The organism is bacterium (assembly GCA_035307765.1).
GTDB lineage: Bacteria > Sysuimicrobiota > Sysuimicrobiia > Sysuimicrobiales > Segetimicrobiaceae > Segetimicrobium.
Map to the genome: position 1 here is coordinate 23,347 of DATGHU010000006.1, position 17,598 is coordinate 40,944.

Below are 17,598 nucleotides of genomic sequence, written 5' to 3' on the forward strand. Positions count from 1 at the left end.
GCGAATACGGGTGGATCGGGTTGAGGCTTGGGTGTTAGAATGACGGACTGTACAAGGCGATAGTGCGTATGCCGAAGAAACGTGCCCAGGCGACCGGCTCCGAGAACGTATTGAAGATCATCGAGATCCTGGCATCCAGGGGCAAGGTGCGCGTGCGGGAGTTGGCGCGCGAGCTGAACATCGCGCCTTCCACCGCTATGCGGTTTCTGCGAACTCTGGTTCAAAGTGGTTTTGCCGCCGTCGATGAGGAGACTAGGCTCTATCGACCTGGGCTCCATTTCCTGCAAGTCGCGATTCAGCTGCAGGAGCAATTCACCCTTACGCGCGTCGCCCGCCCGGTTTTGGAGAACCTCTTCTCTCGGGTCCACGAAACCGTCAACCTCGGGGTCTTGAGCGACGACCTTAGAGATGTCATCCACGTTGACAAGATCGTCACCGACCGAGTGGTGCGGATCGACACGAGCATCGGTCGCACGGCGCCATCGTACTGCACCGCGCTCGGCAAGGCGATGTTGGCATTCCGCCCGACCGTAGAGGTGGGTGTTTACATAAAGCAGGCCGACTTGATCCCCCATACTCCGAATACCCTGGTGGATCCGACGGAACTGGTCAGGCACTTGGGCGATGTGCGTAGGAAGGGCTATGCCGTGGATCTGGAAGAGTACTCAGAACACCTGGAATGCGTTGCAGCCCCGGTGTTGAATGATCGAGGCGTTGCCGTCGCTGGCATCAGCATCTCCCGGCTGGTAGTTCCGGGTGAACGTAACCTCGACGCCGTGGCCGCCGAGGTCGTGAGAGCGGCTCGGGCCCTGAGCATATTCGTGGCCAATGCCTATTGACGGTCGGCCTCGGACTTTGCCAGATGAACGCGGCCTTAAAGTCGATGGCACCATGGTTAGGGCTTGGCGCCCGGAGAATCGGTGAGTCCAGCCGGAACGCGCGATGTCGGGCCACTCACAGTATTCGCTATCTGCGAACGGCCGAGCGTATCGACCGTAGCACATCACCTCCTTAATCCTCCCCGACCGCGTTGCTTGATCTTCAGCCGCCCGTTCGTCCAAAGGTCGGGACTTGACAGGGACCTGCCTGCCCGTGAGGAGGGTGCGCATGGACTTCATTGACCTGACGATTCCGATCCGTAACGGAACGCCGAGCATTCCGGGAGAGCCCGGCGGCTACGTCCTGCCGTTTGCGAAATTCGCCGTGCAGGGCTGGGTTTCGCACCAACTCCTTCTCTACACGCACCTCGGGACGCATCTCGACGCGCCGTCCCATTTCATCAAGGACGGCGGCGGGATCGAGACTTGGCCGCTCACACAGCTGATCGGGCCCGCGATCATCGCCCGCCTACGCGGAGAGCCGCAGTCTGGAGAAGTGGACTACGGTGACTTCGATTGGCCGCGTGAGCCAGGTTCGGGCGACCGAGTGCTGCTGCACACGGGTTGGGGGAAGCGCTGGGGCGCAGGAGGATACTTCTCTGGCTTCCCGTCCCTCTGCCTGCAGCTAGTACAGCGACTGATCGAAGCTGGGGTCGTCCTCGTGGGGATGGACACGCCGACCCCGCATGAGCAGGATCCGAAAACCATGCACGAGGCGCTGCTTGGGAGTCAAGTCGCCGTGCTCGAAGGTCTGATCCGCCTCGAGGAGGTGCCCGGATCGTCCGGCGAACTTATCTGCCTACCGCTGCCGCTCGTCGGACTCGATGGTGCGCCCTGCCGCGTCGTGTTCCGTGCGGACACAGGGGAGCGCCAGCGGTGAGCCGTTCGCGTGCGGTGGCCGACAATCGGTGGGCGTACAACGGTCTCAAGGCCGTCGTATTGGAGAACCGATTTCTTCGGCTGACGGTGCTGCCGGAGGCCGGTGGCAAACTCCTCAGCCTAGAGGACCGCGCGGAGCGGCGGGAGTGGCTTTGGCGCAATCCGCGGATCGCACCAGAGCGCGCATCCGTCGGGGATTCGTTCGATGACCACTGGTCGGGTGGAGCGGACACCTTCTTTCCCACATGTTATCCATGTAGCGTCGACGGACTCGACATCCCGGACTCCGGCGAATGGTGGAACGTACCATGGGAGGATTCCACCCATGAAGACGAGGCAGCCGTCCGGCTGGAACTCCGCGCTGGCGGGCGCGTCTTCCCCGTGGAATCGCTCAGGCGAATAAGTCTAGGCCACGACGCTCGTCATCTTCGCGTCGACTTCTCGATCCGGAACGTTGGACACGCACCGCTACCGTTCCTAATCGGGTTCCATCCTGCGCTTCAGGTAGTGCCGGGCAGCCGCATCCACCTGCCGCCAGGAACGGCCCAGGTGGATGAGTCGAGCGGTGGCAGCATGGGCCACGTCGGGCAGCGCTATCGCTGGCCCATGCTGCCCGTCGCAGGCGGTGATTCGGTCGACATGGGCGTCGTGCGCGGACCCGAAGCTGGCCAGTTTGCCGGGCACTTCCTGTTTCCAGACGCCGGGCGCGCCTTCTGGGCGCTCACGGACCCAGGTGGGGGCGCGGGGCTTGGGCTTTGGGCTTCCGAGGCGTTCACCGGGCTCTGGCTCTGGCAGGTGTACGGCGGCTGGCGCGGCTACTACCACGTGGCGCTGGAGCCCTGGACAGGACATCCAATCACCCTTAGCCAGGCGGTCGAGGCCGGGACGGCCTGCTGGATCAAACCAGATGCGCAGTTTCACGCCTCGATCGTGCTGGTCTGCTTCCGTGGGTTCTCGGAGGTTCTGCAGATTACAGAAGCAGGGGACGTCCAAGGGGTTTAAGGAGGGATCGTGCATGGAGAGGTTCATCGGTACTGTAGTCGTCGTCACAGGAGCTGCTTCGGGGATCGGGCGAGCGACGGCTGAGCTTTTCCTCGAGGAAGGAGCGTCCGTCGCAGCGGTGGACATCGACGGGCGACGTCTCGATGCATGGGTGTCTGCGTCTCCTTTCAAGGACCGCGTGCGGGCCTATACTGTGGACGTGGTTCAATCCGGAGCCGTCGAGGCGATGGTCGAGGACGTGATCCGGAGCCTCACTCGTGTCGATGTCCTCTTCAATAACGCGGGTATCGAGGACACGGATTCGGTCACGAGGACTTCTGAGGAGCGCTGGGACCGCCAGATGACCGTGAACACGAAGAGCGTCTTCCTCTGCTCCAAATACGTCATTCCCCATATGCAGCGGCAGGGTCGCGGCGCCATCATCAACACGGGGTCGATCGAGGGCATCGTGGGTGAGCGGAACGGCGCAGCCTACGTGGCGTCGAAGGGTGCGATCGTGATGCTGACCCGCGAGATGGCGCTCGACTACGCCCCCGAGCAAATTCGCGTCAACTGCGTCTGCCCAGGCTGGATCGATACCCCGATGGCCCGCCGGTCCATGGACAAGCACGGTGGCATCGAGGCCATGATGCCAGAGATCCGCCGACTGCAACCGCTGGGTCGACTGGGCCGCCCGGACGAGGTGGGCCGAGCGGTGCTGTTTCTAGCCTCGGAGGACGCTTCGTTCGTAACCGGGGCGGTCTTGATGGTGGACGGCGGCTACACGGCTCAATGACCGATCGCTTCGGAGGTGGCAGACATGAGATTGCGCAGCGCGGAATGGTTCGACGGGCCGAAGTCGTCGACGTTTCAGCACCGCATGTCGATGGCGGCCGTCGGTCGTGACTATGCTGAGTACGGTGGACGGCCCATCATCGGCATCGCAAACTCGTGGAACGACTTCAACAATTGCAACCTGCCACACAAGCACCTCGTCGAAGCGGTGAAGCGTGGCGTAATCTCTGGTGGAGGTTACCCGATGGAGTTCCACACCATTACCACGGCGTCGGACTTCGTGAAGCCTTCGGATCTCCTCTACCGCAACCTCATGGCGATGGACGTCGAGGAGATGCTGCGCTGCCATCCCATCGACGGGGTCGTGTTGCTTGCAGAGTGCGACAAGACGACGCCTGCACAGCTCATGGGTGCGGCAAGCGTCGACCTGCCGACGATCCAGCTCGCAGCCGGTCACCGTTCATCCGGATGCTTCAAGGGAAATCGAGTAACGTATGCGACCGACTACTGGCGCTATCTCGACGAGTACGCGGCAGGCCGCCTCAGCGACGACGATTGGGACTCGCTGGAGCGCAACATGTCTAGCTCGGGGGGGGGCTGCGCGGTAATGGGAACGGCGTCGACTATGAAGAGTATCTCGGAGGCACTGGGGATGATGCTGCCAGGTACCTCCGACATCCCTGCGACCCACGCACGGCGGATCGCGGCCGCGGAGGCGACCGGGAGACGGATTGTCGAGATGGTGCGGGAGGATCTGAGGCTGTCGAAGATCATGACCGAGGCGGCGTTCCGGAACGCCATCCGCGTGCTCGCGGCACTCGGAGGGTCGACGAACGCACTGTTGCACATCACGGCGATGGCAGGACGCCGCGGCATCTTCCTCGGGCTAGAGGATTTTGAGGTGGCCTGGGACGGTATCCCGCAACTCGTCGATCTTCAGCCGAACGGTAAAGGCAACATGGACGATTTCCACAGAGACGGGGGCCTTGCGACAGTCATGCGAGTGCTGCTTCCGTGCCTCGAGAGTGGCGCCCTAACGGCAACAGGACAGACGGTTGCCGAGAACTACCGGTCTGCGCAAACGGGGCCGAGTGGTGTCATCCGTACACTCGACGACCCTGTATCCTTCGGGCCAGCACTGCGGGTCTTGCGTGGCAACCTCGCTCCTGACGGTGCCGTCGTGAAGCAGACCGCGTGCTCTCCGCGCCTCATGCGCCATACAGGCCGCGCCGTTGTTTTCCGCGACTATAACGACATGCTCATGAAAATCGTGCAAGAAACCCTCGATGTCAACCGGGACAGTGTGCTCGTGCTGCAGAACTGCGGGCCTGTCGGGGTTCCGGGTATGCCAGAGTGGGGTGCGGTACCAATTCCGCCAAAGTTGCTGAGGCAGGGCGTCGACGATATGGTGCGCATCAGCGACGGGCGCATGAGTGGTACCGGGTACGGCACGGTGGTGCTGCACGCTGCACCGGAATCTGCAGTGGGTGGTCCACTTGGTCTCGTGCGGGACGGAGATGAAATTACACTCGACATCCCTGCCGGCCGTATCGAGGTTCAGGTGAACGATGAAGAACTCGGGAGGCGGCGTGCGACGTCGACGCTGCCGTCACAACCGCATGTGCGCGGCTACATGCGCCTTTTCGCCGACCACGTGTTGCAGGCGCCGGAAGGATGCGATCTCGACTTCTTGCGCCCGAAGAGCGTCGAGGAGGCACGTTTCGTGCCGCCGGTCGTCGGCCGCGGCTAGCCATGGCTAGCCGTTCATATCGCTTATGAGGTGGTGCAGAGCCTTGAACCTATGCTTGGGAAGCAGACGCTGTTCGTCTCTCTTGGTCCTCTCCATCGCCCGCGGCCGCCCGAACGAGACGGACGAGGCCCTGCCGCCGGTCACCAGCGTTCCTCTAGGGATCGACGCCCGGGACGAGGGGAGACCCCACACGTACTTCAGTCGCAGTTCTGTGCGGACCGTTGTCGGCCATCGTCAGGTCTCCTGCCGGTTACGACTGCGCTGGTCGGCTCGCATGGTCGCCGTCGCGCCTAATGTACCCCACCGATCGGGGGCTGGCCAAGGTCCCGATCGTCCAGCATGTCGGACTTGTATCGCACGGGCCCCCGAACATCGCCCGGCACTCGCTATCCGGGCATCAAAAGAATGGTATGAAGCATTCGACCAACCGAGTGAGATGCTTACAGCGCTATCTTCAAGTGTCTGAGACCGTGACGAGAAACCAAGATTGCGAATGCATCTCGCAACAAGCGATGTGAAGCAATGTGTTCGTCGTCATCAGCGGGCGGGGGAATCGCACGGGACAAATGGGCTGCTTCAGGGGCATGGGAGGGGCGAGAAATTATTTCCGGTAAATACACAAGAAATTAACAAGGGGACTCACAAGCAGGCTCCATAATTGAGAAGCGAAGGACTGCGGGTGGGATAGTTAGCGGAATGAGGGATGGAAGGATCAACCAGCCGATAACGAACAGGAGTTCGCCCTACAGGGCGCGAATACGTGCATCCCGAGTTGTGCGGTGATTCGAAGCCGGAAGGTGAACACCAAGCGCGATATCGGCGACTTTTCGCCCGCCGACTGCTTCGTTGGTTCAGGGCTCACGGCCGGCGTTATCCGTGGCGCGAAACGCGAGAACCATACCGGATCTTTGTGGCGGAGTTCATGCTTCAGCGCACGGGGGCCCAGCAGGTTCTGCCGGTCTACATGCAGTTCGTCAAGAGGTTCCCTACACTACATGACGCCGCAGAGGCCGACGGAAAGACACTTCGAGGCATTCTTTGGCCTTTGGGAAGGGTCGAAAGGTACAAGATACTCCGGAGGGCCTTGCTATATCTGGCCGGAGAGCTCAAGGGGAAACTTCCATCCTCACTCAAGAAGCTACTCAAGATTCCGGGGGTTGGTCCCTACACAGGTCGCGCCGTTTTGGTGTTTGCACACCACCGGCGACTTGGCCTCTTTGACCCAAACATCTATCGCGTCATCGGGAGAGTTTTTGGGTTCGTATCTACAAAACAACGGCCGCACACCGATTCTTCGATGTGGAGGACGGTGGACGACCTGATGCCGAAGGGACGCAGTCGGGAAATGAATCTCGCCTTGCTCGACCTCGCCTCGACGATCTGTCGGACGCGGAGGCCGATTCATGAGAAGTGCCCCATGCAGGACATTTGTGCTTTCTATGGGAGGGCACGGAGTGAAGCCACACACGTTCATTGACCTGTTCTGCGGGGCGGGGGGTATGGCTCTTGGTTTTGTTCAGGCGGGGTTCAAATCTGTCTATGCGGTGGACTTTGATAAGCTGGCGGCGGAGACGTACAGGAGAAACTTCAAGCACGAAGTCTGGGACGGGCCTATTGAGAGTCTAGATCGCATTCCTGTGAAGGCAGAGATCATCATCGGCGGTCCTCCGTGCCAAGGGTTCTCCCCGTTAGGGAAAATGATCCCGCTGGCGGAACACCGCAGCATGAATAAGCTCTGGCGTCACTACATGCGGATCGTCGAGCAGGTCAACCCTACCGTGTTCATCGTGGAGAATGTGCCGGAGTTCCTGCGATCGTTGGAGTTCAAGTCCCTTGAGCGGAAGGCGACGGAACTGGGATACGAAATCGCGGCCGCGGTGCTAAACGCGGTTGAATACGGTGTCCCCCAGCAGCGAAAGAGGACATTCGTAGTGGCGGTGAAGGGCGGCACTCCGCGCCTTCCTCCCCCCACGACCGGGAGAATGACGGTCCGTGATGCCATTGGCGATCTGCCTCTGCAACCGACGGGCGTCGATTGGCACATTGGTCGGAATCCTACTCCGAAGTCGGTCAAGCGATACAGGTGTGTTCCGCCCGGTGGGAATCGGTTCGATCTCATAAAGAAGAGGCCCGATCTGGCTCCCCGTTGCTGGCTCAACAAGCCCACCGGGAGTACGGATGTCTTCGGACGCCTGGAATGGGACAAACAGGCTCTGACGATTCGCACGGAGTTCTTTAAGCCGGAGAAGGGTAGGTATCTCCACCCTCAGGCAGACCGGCCGATTACCCATCTAGAAGCGGCGAGGCTTCAGACGTTCCCGGACGACTTCGAATTCTACGGGTCCAAGATTCAGGTGGCGCGTCAGATCGGCAATGCGGTTCCCCCCAAGTTGGCACGTGCGGTTGCGGCTGAAGTAAGGGCGATACTCGAAGAGATCAAGCAGCGGAGGATGGGATCGGAAAAACAGCTGGCACGAATCTAGGAGGTCTCGCCCGTTGGCAGAGGCGCGGAAAACCCCAAAATGGGGGCCTGGTAACGAAACCAGGCCCTCTGTCTTTTCTCGCGGCAATGCGGTGGAGCGGAGTTGAGTCAGCCTGATCCAGAGACCGCGAACCTCGTCAAGCGTATAACAGAACTTCTCCGTGAACTGGAAAAGCCCCTCGCAAGGGACCCGTCGGAAATCCGTCGGGAGGTTTTGCTCCTCGCAGAGGCCGTGCATAATACGAGGGATTTGGGACGAGTTCGTCTCAAGGCCGTCACCTCCGCGAGGGGTGCGACCCAACGAATACTCGCGTATATGAAACTCTTCGAGAGCGAGGTCATTGAAGGCAAGGAACTTCAGGTTGTTTCAGGTATTCAAGAGTTCGCCCGACGGGTTCGGGAACTGAGGGTGCAGGATGGCTACAAAATCTCAACCGGAAGCATTGCGGCAGGTAATGTGCGTGAGGATCTGCGGCCGGATCAATATGTGTTGGAGAGCACCGATCCCGACACAGAGGCGGCCAGAAAGTGGCAGGTCGCCAACACGATTCGACGGCAGGGAGGGTCGGGAAAGAGCAGGATTCTGGCCTTCCTTCTTGCGAATGTTCGGCGCCCTGTGACAGGAGAACAGCTGGCGTACGTGGCAGGCCGGGTTAGGGAGGTAGGCCGAAGAACTCGTGAGCTGCGGACCGAAGACGGCTATCGGGTTGCTACTCGGTTTACGGGCCGCCCGGATCTTTCGAGTGAGTTTTATGTTCTCGAATCCGAAGACCAACTACCAGACCATGATCGACATATCTCCGACACCGTGTATGACGATGTCTTGAAAAGGGACATGAACAGGTGCAGGAATTGTGGATGGTCCGTGGAGCAGAGACGATCGGAGGAACGCAGGCAATTCCTGGAAGTGCATCATATCGAGCATCATAAGGCTGGCGGATCGAACAACCACGAGAACCTGATAACGCTGTGCAATGTCGACCATGATGAAGTACACCGGTTGGGTATTTCAGGAAACGAGTTTTTCGGCTGGCTGCACAAATAGCACATGGTGGTTCAATCGTTGCGACTCTGTTTGGTGAAGCTGGTGCCGGGAGGGAGATTTCGTCTTTCCAAACATCGGCGGGACCATTGAGCTCATCGTCACGCGGCCACGACTGGCCACCAGCGGGGGCAAGCTTCGGTCTTGATTCCTGCTCCGGTGAGACGGGACACTTCGAACTTCCCCCCAGCGGGTGTAACAGGTAGCCGCGGACGGCTACAGCATCGCCTCCCAGCGCTCGATGGCGTAGCGATTAACAGCCCCGTCGTCGAGGCTGACACCGAGGCCTGGCGCATCGGGCACGCTCAGCATCCCTTCGCGGATCTGCGGCTTGCCCCCGGTGACGATGTCACCGGCGTGGAGCGGCAACGTGCAGTCCATCGCCCGCTTGATGTGCGGAATTGCAGCAGCCAGATGGAGGTTGGCGGCCGTGGCCACTCCGAGTTCGAACCAGCTGTGGATCACGAGGTCGAGCCCAAACGTTCGGCAGATCGCTGCCAGTTCCCCGAGCGCCGACAGGCCGCCCCAACAGAAAACGTCGCCCAGGACGACGTCAAGGGCACCGAGCCGAACGGCCGAGGACAGGTCGTTGAATTCGACGACGCACATGTTGCCGGCGAGCGGTGTCCGGAGCCGTCGCCGTAAGCTGGCCATGCCCTCGAGGCCCCATGTCGGATCCTCGTAGTACTCCAACCGGAGAGGTTCGAGCGCGGTGCAGAGCGCCAGCGCCTCTGGGAGCGACATGGCAGCGTTGGGGTCGAGGCGAAGCTCGACGGCTGGCCCAAGGGCCTCGCGCAAGCCTGCCATCACCGCCACGTCCCAGTCTCGCCGCACTCCTAGGCTCTTCATCTTGACCGTCCCGCAACCGTCCTGCCGGGCGAAGCGCGCGACGTGGTCGACTAGGCGAGCGACGTTCTGATCGTCGGCGATGAACGCTACCGCCTCCTCTCGCGTGGCTCCCAGGGGGAGCGACGCCGCGCCGAAGCAAAGAGCCACCGGAACGCGTCGCCGCACCGCACCTCCGAGCAACTCCCAGACCGGCGCCGCATAGCGCTTGCCCGCGAGGTCCCACAGCGCCATCTCAATGCCCGCGACCGCCATCCAGCCATCCCGCCCCTCGGAGTCGCGCAACGTAGGCGGGGCGATCCGTACCCGGAGGGCCGTCCGGTCTAGGCCGTCCTCCCCTAAAAGGGCTTGGCAGATGGCGGTCAGGAACCCGAAGGTGCTGGCAGACCCGACTGTCTCCCCGAGGCCTTGCAGGCCATCCTCGGTCCGAAGGCGGACGAGCGTACGATCAACCGACGACCGTGAACCTCCGGCGCCAACGTAGGGCACGACCAGGGGCATGCGAATCTTGATGAGTTCGGCGGAGACAATCTTCATCATGAAATCCTCGTCAGGATGCCGGACCGGTCAGAGGATGCGGCTTAGGACACGCGGCGCCAATCGGCGACGTTGGGCGTCGCGCTGTCGAATGGACTCATGTTGTTGCCTGTGTAGAGCGTCGCCGCTCGGGCCGCGACGATTTTCCGGTCAATGAGGGGCACTTCGACAACCTGCTCGACCAGCAGGTCGTTCATGCGCCTCCAGAGATCTTCATTCTTCTGAGCATCCAGTTCGACCAACGCCTGTTCATACATCTGATTGTACTCGGCACTTTGCCAGCGCGTCACATTCTGACCGGACCAGCCATTCTCTTTTTGCGCAACCGACCGTGCAGGATCCCCGCTGTAGAACTGCGCCATATAACCGCTCGGAAAGAGCGTGAAATTCACTGCATACATTTCGGCGTCATTGTAGAAGTGCAGGTACGTGTCATTATTGCCTGCGGAGATGCTGAAGAACGAGCCGGAGTCGAGCGCCTTGATTTGTGTCGATACTCCAATCTTGTCCCAGCCGGCCTTGATGATCTGTTGTTCTTTCTGCCGGAGTGAGTTGACGCTCGTCGTGAGCGTCAGTTGCAACTTGTCACCGTTCTTCACTCGGATGCCGTCCGGACCGCGCTGCCACCCCGAGGCATCGAGCAGCCGATTCGCTTCATTAAGATCGAAGACGATCCGCGCATTTCTCGACGCATATCGGGTCGGCGTGGTGAGCACGTTTGCCGTGGCGGCGCCTTCTTCACCGTAGAGTTGCGACGCCATGGTCTGCCGATCGACGGCCAGGGCGAGCGCGCGTCTCACGCGGAGATCGGTCAGGATAGGGTGGGGAATGCCGAGCGCCGACCGCTGCCCGTTCCGTTCGGTGTTCGGATCTGTCATGTTGAAATAGACGCCTTCGAGGCTGGCGCCCGGAGCAGTCAGCAGTTTGCCCCGCCCGGAGTTCTCCATCGCCTGCAAGACCGGCCATTCCACCTGGAGGCTCCACGCGAAATCGTACTCGCCCGTCTGAAAGACCGCACGTGCTGCGGAGACAGCATCCCCGCCTCCCTTCCACTGCACTTGACTAAAGGCCGGTTTTAGGGGCTCCCGATAGAACTCGTTGATCGAATAGACGATCAGGTCGCCCGGGGCAAACGAATCGACTTTGTACGGTCCGGTGCCGAAACACTTCGTGTTGAAGGGCGCGCTGCGCGCCGACTCGTTCAGATACGCTTCCAGCGCGTGCCGCGGGAGAATTTGGCCCCTGTCGCCCACGAAGGGCTGATACCATGCCGGCGTCGGTTTGGCGAACGTGATCTTTACCGTGTTGGCGTCCAGGGCCTCGGCACGATCGATACTCGAATAGCTTGCGTACCAGGTCGCCTTGGTGCGCGTGTCGGTGATGAATTTATACGTGAAGACGACGTCATCCGCGGTAAACGGCTGACCGTCGGCCCACCGGATGCCGCGCTTGAGCCGATATGTCACCGATCTGCCGTCCGGCGCCAGGCCGCCGTTCGCGCGGGTCGGCACCTCGGCCGCTAGCACCGGCGTAAACTGGCCCGCTGCATTCACCGTCAGGAGCGGTTCAGTGCACAACCGCGTCGCCTGGATCTCCTGATTGCCTTCGGCCAACTGGGCGTTCAAGATGTTCGGAGCCTGCCAGTAGAGTATCTTCAGAGTTCCATCAGCGCCTCGTCTTTGCGGCTGAGCGGCTGCCGCCGGTCTCGAATCGATCGTGGACAGTAACGCCCCGCTCTCTGCGGCAGACAACCCAAGGGCGAGAAGTCGGACAATTGCCTCGCGGCGGCCGAGTCGGGCGTGTGCCACGTCGTTCTTTATGAGAGCGATGTCACGCTTTCTCATCAGGGCGGTCCCCCCTCTTCGATCCCGGACGAGCTCGCTTCAGCGTCCACAGAGTTTGTTTCACCCCATCCGTTTTCCTTCACATGCTGTACGAATATGGTACGCTATTATCGATTTTTGGTTTGGCGGTTTTATTATGGCTACGGTTGCTGGATTTGACAAGTGGGGGTGTTTTTTGATGGGCCATGATCGAACATCTGTACGCAAAGGATTCGAGAGCCGTTCCACCGTCGACAGAACAGCAAGGCTACTTGCGGCTTTGGGTCGTGGGCATCCCAGCCGAGGCATGCCACTGAGTGCCATCTCTGCAGAGGCCAGCGTTCACAAGACCACCGCTCTACGACTCTTGAATAGCCTCGAGCACAACGGCTTGGTCGAGCGACAGTCGGACGGGCGCTTCCGTATCGGACTGGGCCTCGTGGACCTGGTTTCCGCGTACTTGGATGATCTCGATGTCGTCGAACAAGCGCGGTCGATGCTAGAGCAACTTGCGGCCGAGACGCTTGAGACCGTCCACTTGGGGATCCCGAGCCAATCCGAAGTCGTTTATGTTGACAAGGTCGAAAGCGCTCAGTCGTTACGAATGGTGTCGCACATTGGGACACGCAGTCCGCTCTATTGCACAGCGTTGGGAAAAGCTATCCTCGCGCAAGCGGGAGAAGGTTACTTGTCAACCGTGATCGCGGCGGGGTTGGAGAGACACACGACGCACACATTGGCCACCGGCGATGCGTTGCGCGCAGATCTGACTGCAGTGAGGTCGCGCGGTTACGCTATCGATCGCGAGGAGTACAGAGAGGGCATTTGCTGCGTGGCGGCCGAGGTCAGGGAACGCCGTGGTCAAGTGGTGGCGGCGCTTAGCGTGTCTGGCCCATCGATCCGCATGGATCAAGCGGCCCAATTGCGCATCGGAATTGCTGTGCGACGTGCCGCAGACGAGATTTCGCGGCGGCTAGGGTATCAACCGGTGAGGGTATCACCGTAACCGACTACGAAGACTTGGGCGAGCCGCAGATCGAACCTGCCAACTGTGCGTCGACAAACCGCATCCGCGGGAGTAATTAGCCGGATGTTCTTCAGAGGTGGAGCGTCGACAAGTCTTGTGCAAGAGCCGCAGTATCAACATCATTCAACTCCGGTGTCGGAGGTATCATCCAAGCCTCGCACAGGCCTGCCCAAGCCAGCGCGGCCTTCCATGCCGAGGGGACCGTTCCACGTCTGCAAGCCACGATAGACGAAGCTAGCCATGAGAACCGGCGGAAGAGGGTAAGGCCGGATCAGCTGAGGCCCCTTTGTCCGAACTGTCATCGCATGGTCCACCGCGAACAGCCATTTCTGACGGTGCAAAAATTTAGATCGATCTTGCGCCGAACGCCCGCTGGATAAATGGAGCTACTGCGATCCGCTCCGCGCACGGCTATGACCGTATCTCTCCGGCCCGTCTCTGGTGGATTCCCCAGCTCTCAGAGCTTAGGGTGCAGTGGATACCCATCCGGTCCGATCGGGCTGTCGCTCATCCTGATCAACTCCCAGCGGATGCGCCCGCCGCACAGGGGACATTCAGCGAAGTAGACTTCGCGCTTCTCACAACCAGACCCAGCATACGTCGGTATTCGGTACCGACACGCTGCGCAATTGTGGATGGGCAAGGTATCGGGATCGTTCAGGTACAGATCCGCAACCACTCTGGGCAAGGCCAGGGGCCCGCCCCACTCCTGCGCAAGGATGTGGTAGACGATCCGCGCCAGGTTGCACCGGCCGGTCCGCTCCCGTGGCCAGTTCCCGCTCGCGAACACATCGAGGACGATCGCGACGTGCTCCGGGTCCATTGTGGGAAAAAGCGCTTGCCAGGTGGGCAAGTCCTCAACAGCCCTGCGGACCGCCGCGGGATCTCCGCTGCCCATAACTCCCAGCAGCCGCTCCCGGAGGGCTGGACCCAGCGGCCGAGGTATCCCGGGGTTAAGGCGGGCTTCCACCTTGTCCAACCGGTGGACCAGACGGCTATGCCCGATCGTTCGCATCGCAGACTTGGGGCAGCGCCTCCAGCCGCTGGAGCCGCTCTCGCATGCCTCCGCCGCAACCTCAATTCCGGACACCCGGGCACCGAAGTGCGGGCCGCAGGCGTCGTTCTCGAATATGTCCTTGGGACCCAGGACCGGCTTGACCTCGAAACGGCCTCCACCCCGGCCTGCTGGAGGTCGGCGACGACGGCGTCGACCATACAGCGCCGGGCCGATCGATAGGCTGTGTTGAACTCGGGGTTCTGTAGCCAGCGCCGAAGCGTGCTTTCGCCTTACACCACACCGAGTGGCCGCAGCCGTAAAAGTCGATTCGATCAATAGCGAGGCGATGGCCTGTTCCTGCTTGCGAGTCAACTTCTCGCCGTGACCATTCATCTGCATTCACCTGCTGCCGGAGGTCGGGGCTCCCCCAAGTCTTGTGATGGGAAATGCCAACTTCCTGCTAGAAGTTCGGCGCTCACGAGGCGGGAATCTGCTACCGGTTTGCTACCGGACCTGGCGGCAGAGGGGTGGAGAGGACGGCGGAGGGCGGCAGTCGCGCTTGCCGGAAAAGTTGGAGGAGGCGGACCAGCGCACGACACGGCAAAGGGCGACAAAGAGGGGAGCCGACTCGTAATGCGCAGGTCAACGGTTCGAATCCGTTCGCCGGCTCCATATTATCAACGGTTTCCGCGAGGCATCTCCGCTCAGTGGGCCGCTGGTCTTACTTGCAAGCTCCTAGCAACCCCTGCCGCTGCATCTCAGAGATGCCCTGAGTATGAGTCGCCAGTGTAAACGCTGGGACACTGTGGCGTAGTCGGTATGCAACAGTTCTTGGGTCTACATTCGCGGCTACCGAGGTAGACTCCCGGCGGATCATGATTGTGCGGCGCAGACCCCCCATCCCAACGGAGGGGTCGGCCAAACACGCAGGGGATGCTAAGGCGCCACAGAAGTTCACCTTGGCAATGATCGCGCCCCGCCGACCACCCGACCGATGCCGTGGCGGATCCAGGAGGAACGCGACCGTGTTGCGCATGCGTCTTGCTTGCCTGCTCGTCCTCGTCCTGGCCTTAGCCGTCGCGGCCCCCAGCGTGGGGGCACCGATTCGCGGCGGGACGCTGAATCTGGTGACCGACTCCGATCCGCCGTCGCTCGATCCACACAAGACACCCTCGGGGGTGTTCGTCCACGCCCTGCTCTACGACACGCTCGTCACCGCCGACAAGAACACGGGTAACTTCATCCCGGAGCTAGCCGACTCTTGGACCATCGGCGCCGACGGCCGCGTGATTACGTTCAAGCTGCACCCCGGGGTGAGATTCCACGACGGCACGCCGTTCAACTCACAGGCCGTGCGGGCTACGATCGAGCGGTTGATCAATCCGCAGACGGCCGCGCCGGGTTCCAGTTGGATTGGCCCGATCGACCGGGTGGAGACCCCGGACGACTTGACGGCCAGATTCGTGTTCAAGCAGCCCTACGCGCCCATCTTCTCGTCGCTCCGCATCGTTTTCCTCGGCATGCTGTCCCCGGCCGCCATCGCCAAGCTCGGCCCGAACTACGGGCAGACGCCCGTCGGGGCCGGCCCATACAAGTTCCGGCAGTGGATCCCCGGCGACCGGATCGTGCTGGACCGCGATCCCGACTACGCGTGGGCCCCGAAGTTCTACAAGAACCGCGGGGCACCCTACGTCGATTCGGTCGTGACGCGCATCATCCCCGATGAATCGACCCGGGTGATCGCGTTCCAGCGCGGCGATCTCGACGTCCTGCCGGCGACGCCGGCGGCTCAAGCTCAGCAGCTGATCGCCAGCGGCAAGTACCAGGTGTTCCGGACGCCGCAGGACGGGGGTCTGTACCTCGGGCTGAACGTCACGAAGCCGATCTTCTCCGACATCCGGGTGCGCCAGGCGCTCGGCTGGGCGATCAACCGGGACGAGGTCGTCGACTACGCGCTCGAGAAGCTCGCGGTGCCCATGGACAGCCCGCTGGCGCCCACGATCTGGGGATACGCGAAGGGCCTCAAGAACGCGTATCACTACGATCCCGACCGCGCGCGCCGGCTGCTCGCGGAAGCGGGGTGGAAACCGGGCCCGGACGGTATCTTCCAGAAGGCCGGCCAGCCGCTCGCCTTCACGGTCTGGACGTACCCGCTGGAAACGAATGTCCGGATCGCCGTCGTCGTCCAGACCCAACTCAAGAAAGCCGGTGTGAGGATGAACATCGAGCAGATCGAACCCGCCGCCCTGCTCGCGCGCACGGCCTCGGGCGCGCAGGACGCGATCCTCATCAGTTACGGCTGGCCCGACGCGGATATCCTGTACTACTTCTTTAACAGCGGCCGGATGGCCAGCACCAACCGGGTGCACTTTTCCAACCCGGACGTCGACCGTCTGCTGAACGAGGGTCGGGTGACCGTGGACCCCGCGAAGCGTCTCGAGGTGTACCGGCAGCTCCAGGAGACCCTGCTCGAACAGGCGCCGTGGATCCCGATCGCGAGTCCTTACACGATCACGCTTGCGCAGCCGTGGGTCCACGACTTCTATGAGGACAAGTACGGCGACTTGCTCACCGACGATACCTATATCCAGAAGTAGCCGCCGCCGTGCACCGGTACATCGCCCAGCGGCTCCTGCAGCTCGTGCCGGTGCTGCTGAGCGTCTCGATCCTCGTGTTTCTCATGATCCACCTCGTACCGGGGGACCCGGTGCAGGTGATGCTCCAGGATTACGGGTCCGCCGAGCAGGCCCAAGCCCTCCGGCACACGCTCGGGCTCGACCGACCGCTCCCCCTTCAGTTCGGGCTCTTCGTGTGGCGTCTGGCCCACGGTGACCTGGGGAGGTCGATCCGCACCGGCCGGCCGGTCGCCTCCGAGATCGCGCTCCGGCTGCCCTACACGCTCCGGCTCACGGCGGCCAGCATGGTCGTCGCGATCGCGCTCGGCCTCGTGTTCGGCACCCTCGCCGCGATCCACCACCGCCGCCTCCTCGACTACGCCGCGACGGTCGTCGCGCTGGCCGGGATCTCGCTCCCCAGCTTCTGGTTCGGGCTGGTGCTGATCCTGATCTTCTCATACTACCTGCGCTGGCTGCCGCCGGCGGGCGCCGACACCGCCGGAAGTCTGATCCTCCCGGCCGTCACGCTCGGGACCGGGGCGGCGTCGATCATCGCCCGCCTGTGTCGGAGCAGTCTGCTGGAGGTGCTGCGGCAGGAGTTCATTCGCACGGCGCGGGCCAAAGGCGCGGGCGAGCTGCGGGTGCTGTACCGGCACGGCCTGCGGAACGCCCTGATCCCGATGCTGTCGATCGTCGGGCTACAGTTCGCCGGGCTCCTCGGTGGGGCGGTCATCGTCGAATCGGTCTTCGGGTGGCCCGGGCTCGGCCGCCTCGCCGTGGACGCGATCTTCAACCGGGACATCCCGGTGATCCAGGGGGTCGTTCTCGTCGCCGCCGCAATCTTCGTCGCCGTCAACCTCTGCGTGGATCTCCTGTACGCTCTCGTCGACCCGAGAATCCGCTACGTCTGAGGCCGCCGGCAGCGCCCCGCCGGTCCGGACGCTGT

14 protein-coding genes are annotated in these 17,598 nt (G+C 61.9%); 11 read left to right on the forward strand and 3 right to left on the reverse strand.

The window, feature by feature from the left end:
* Positions 1 to 68: 68 nt before the first annotated feature.
* The 8 genes from VKV57_01490 (at position 69) to VKV57_01525 (ending at position 8,810) form a co-directional block, all read left to right on the forward strand.
* Positions 69 to 839, forward strand: a complete 771-nt coding sequence (locus VKV57_01490; protein ID HLW58577.1) for an IclR family transcriptional regulator — start codon at positions 69 to 71, stop codon at positions 837 to 839.
* Positions 840 to 1,107: 268 nt separating this feature from the next.
* Positions 1,108 to 1,758 (forward strand): cyclase family protein, encoded by a 651-nt coding sequence (locus tag VKV57_01495; GenBank protein HLW58578.1) that lies wholly within the window; start codon positions 1,108 to 1,110, stop codon positions 1,756 to 1,758.
* Complete coding sequence (locus tag VKV57_01500; GenBank protein ID HLW58579.1) at positions 1,755 to 2,759, forward strand: hypothetical protein; 1,005 nt, start codon at positions 1,755 to 1,757, stop codon at positions 2,757 to 2,759. Before VKV57_01495 ends, VKV57_01500 begins: the two co-directional genes overlap by 4 nt.
* A 13-nt stretch (positions 2,760 to 2,772) precedes the next feature.
* On the forward strand, positions 2,773 to 3,534 hold the full coding sequence (locus VKV57_01505) for an SDR family oxidoreductase (GenBank protein ID HLW58580.1): 762 nt from the start codon (positions 2,773 to 2,775) through the stop codon (positions 3,532 to 3,534).
* Between the two features lie 24 nt (positions 3,535 to 3,558).
* Positions 3,559 to 5,283 carry a dihydroxy-acid dehydratase gene (locus tag VKV57_01510; protein ID HLW58581.1) on the forward strand — a complete coding sequence of 575 codons (1,725 nt, stop codon included), beginning with the start codon at positions 3,559 to 3,561 and terminating at the stop codon, positions 5,281 to 5,283.
* 910 nt (positions 5,284 to 6,193) lie between these two features.
* Positions 6,194 to 6,760, forward strand: a complete 567-nt coding sequence (locus VKV57_01515) for a hypothetical protein (protein HLW58582.1) — start codon at positions 6,194 to 6,196, stop codon at positions 6,758 to 6,760.
* A complete protein-coding gene (locus tag VKV57_01520; protein HLW58583.1) occupies positions 6,738 to 7,766 on the forward strand; it encodes a DNA cytosine methyltransferase in 1,029 nt (342 codons plus the stop codon). The genes VKV57_01515 and VKV57_01520 overlap by 23 nt, the downstream gene beginning before the upstream one ends.
* A gap of 102 nt (positions 7,767 to 7,868) precedes the next feature.
* Positions 7,869 to 8,810, forward strand: coding sequence for an HNH endonuclease signature motif containing protein (locus tag VKV57_01525; protein HLW58584.1), 942 nt, complete (start codon positions 7,869 to 7,871; stop codon positions 8,808 to 8,810).
* 213 nt (positions 8,811 to 9,023) lie between these two features.
* Here the strand turns inward: VKV57_01525 and VKV57_01530 are convergent, their stop codons facing one another.
* A complete protein-coding gene (locus VKV57_01530; protein HLW58585.1) occupies positions 9,024 to 10,193 on the reverse strand; it encodes an enolase C-terminal domain-like protein in 1,170 nt (389 codons plus the stop codon).
* A gap of 41 nt (positions 10,194 to 10,234) precedes the next feature.
* Positions 10,235 to 12,034: a peptide ABC transporter substrate-binding protein gene (locus VKV57_01535; GenBank protein ID HLW58586.1), complete on the reverse strand. Its 1,800-nt coding sequence runs from the start codon at positions 12,032 to 12,034 to the stop codon at positions 10,235 to 10,237.
* A gap of 178 nt (positions 12,035 to 12,212) precedes the next feature.
* Here VKV57_01535 and VKV57_01540 point away from each other — a divergent pair, with 178 nt between their 5' ends.
* Positions 12,213 to 13,019, forward strand: a complete 807-nt coding sequence (locus tag VKV57_01540; protein ID HLW58587.1) for an IclR family transcriptional regulator — start codon at positions 12,213 to 12,215, stop codon at positions 13,017 to 13,019.
* Positions 13,020 to 13,497: 478 nt separating this feature from the next.
* Here the strand turns inward: VKV57_01540 and VKV57_01545 are convergent, their stop codons facing one another.
* Positions 13,498 to 13,893: a hypothetical protein gene (locus VKV57_01545; GenBank protein ID HLW58588.1), complete on the reverse strand. Its 396-nt coding sequence runs from the start codon at positions 13,891 to 13,893 to the stop codon at positions 13,498 to 13,500.
* A gap of 1,178 nt (positions 13,894 to 15,071) precedes the next feature.
* Between VKV57_01545 and VKV57_01550 the strand changes: the two genes are divergently transcribed.
* Positions 15,072 to 16,634, forward strand: coding sequence for an ABC transporter substrate-binding protein (locus VKV57_01550; GenBank protein HLW58589.1), 1,563 nt, complete (start codon positions 15,072 to 15,074; stop codon positions 16,632 to 16,634).
* Between the two features lie 8 nt (positions 16,635 to 16,642).
* Entirely contained in the window at positions 16,643 to 17,563 is a 921-nt protein-coding gene (gene nikB / locus VKV57_01555) for a nickel ABC transporter permease (GenBank protein HLW58590.1), read from the forward strand.
* Positions 17,564 to 17,598: the final 35 nt, after the last annotated feature.

Bases quoted from the DNA above. Each gene is read 5' to 3' on its own strand.
- VKV57_01495 (HLW58578.1), top strand. From the start codon at position 1,108: ATGGACTTCATTGACCTGACGATTCCGATCCGTAACGGAACGCCGAGC.
- VKV57_01490 (HLW58577.1), top strand. From the start codon at position 69: ATGCCGAAGAAACGTGCCCAGGCGACCGGCTCCGAGAACGTATTGAAG.
- VKV57_01530 (HLW58585.1), bottom strand. From the start codon at position 10,193: ATGATGAAGATTGTCTCCGCCGAACTCATCAAGATTCGCATGCCCCTG.
- VKV57_01550 (HLW58589.1), top strand. From the start codon at position 15,072: ATGCGTCTTGCTTGCCTGCTCGTCCTCGTCCTGGCCTTAGCCGTCGCG.
- VKV57_01535 (HLW58586.1), bottom strand. From the start codon at position 12,034: ATGAGAAAGCGTGACATCGCTCTCATAAAGAACGACGTGGCACACGCC.
- VKV57_01505 (HLW58580.1), top strand. From the start codon at position 2,773: ATGGAGAGGTTCATCGGTACTGTAGTCGTCGTCACAGGAGCTGCTTCG.
- VKV57_01510 (HLW58581.1), top strand. From the start codon at position 3,559: ATGAGATTGCGCAGCGCGGAATGGTTCGACGGGCCGAAGTCGTCGACG.
- VKV57_01540 (HLW58587.1), top strand. From the start codon at position 12,213: ATGGGCCATGATCGAACATCTGTACGCAAAGGATTCGAGAGCCGTTCC.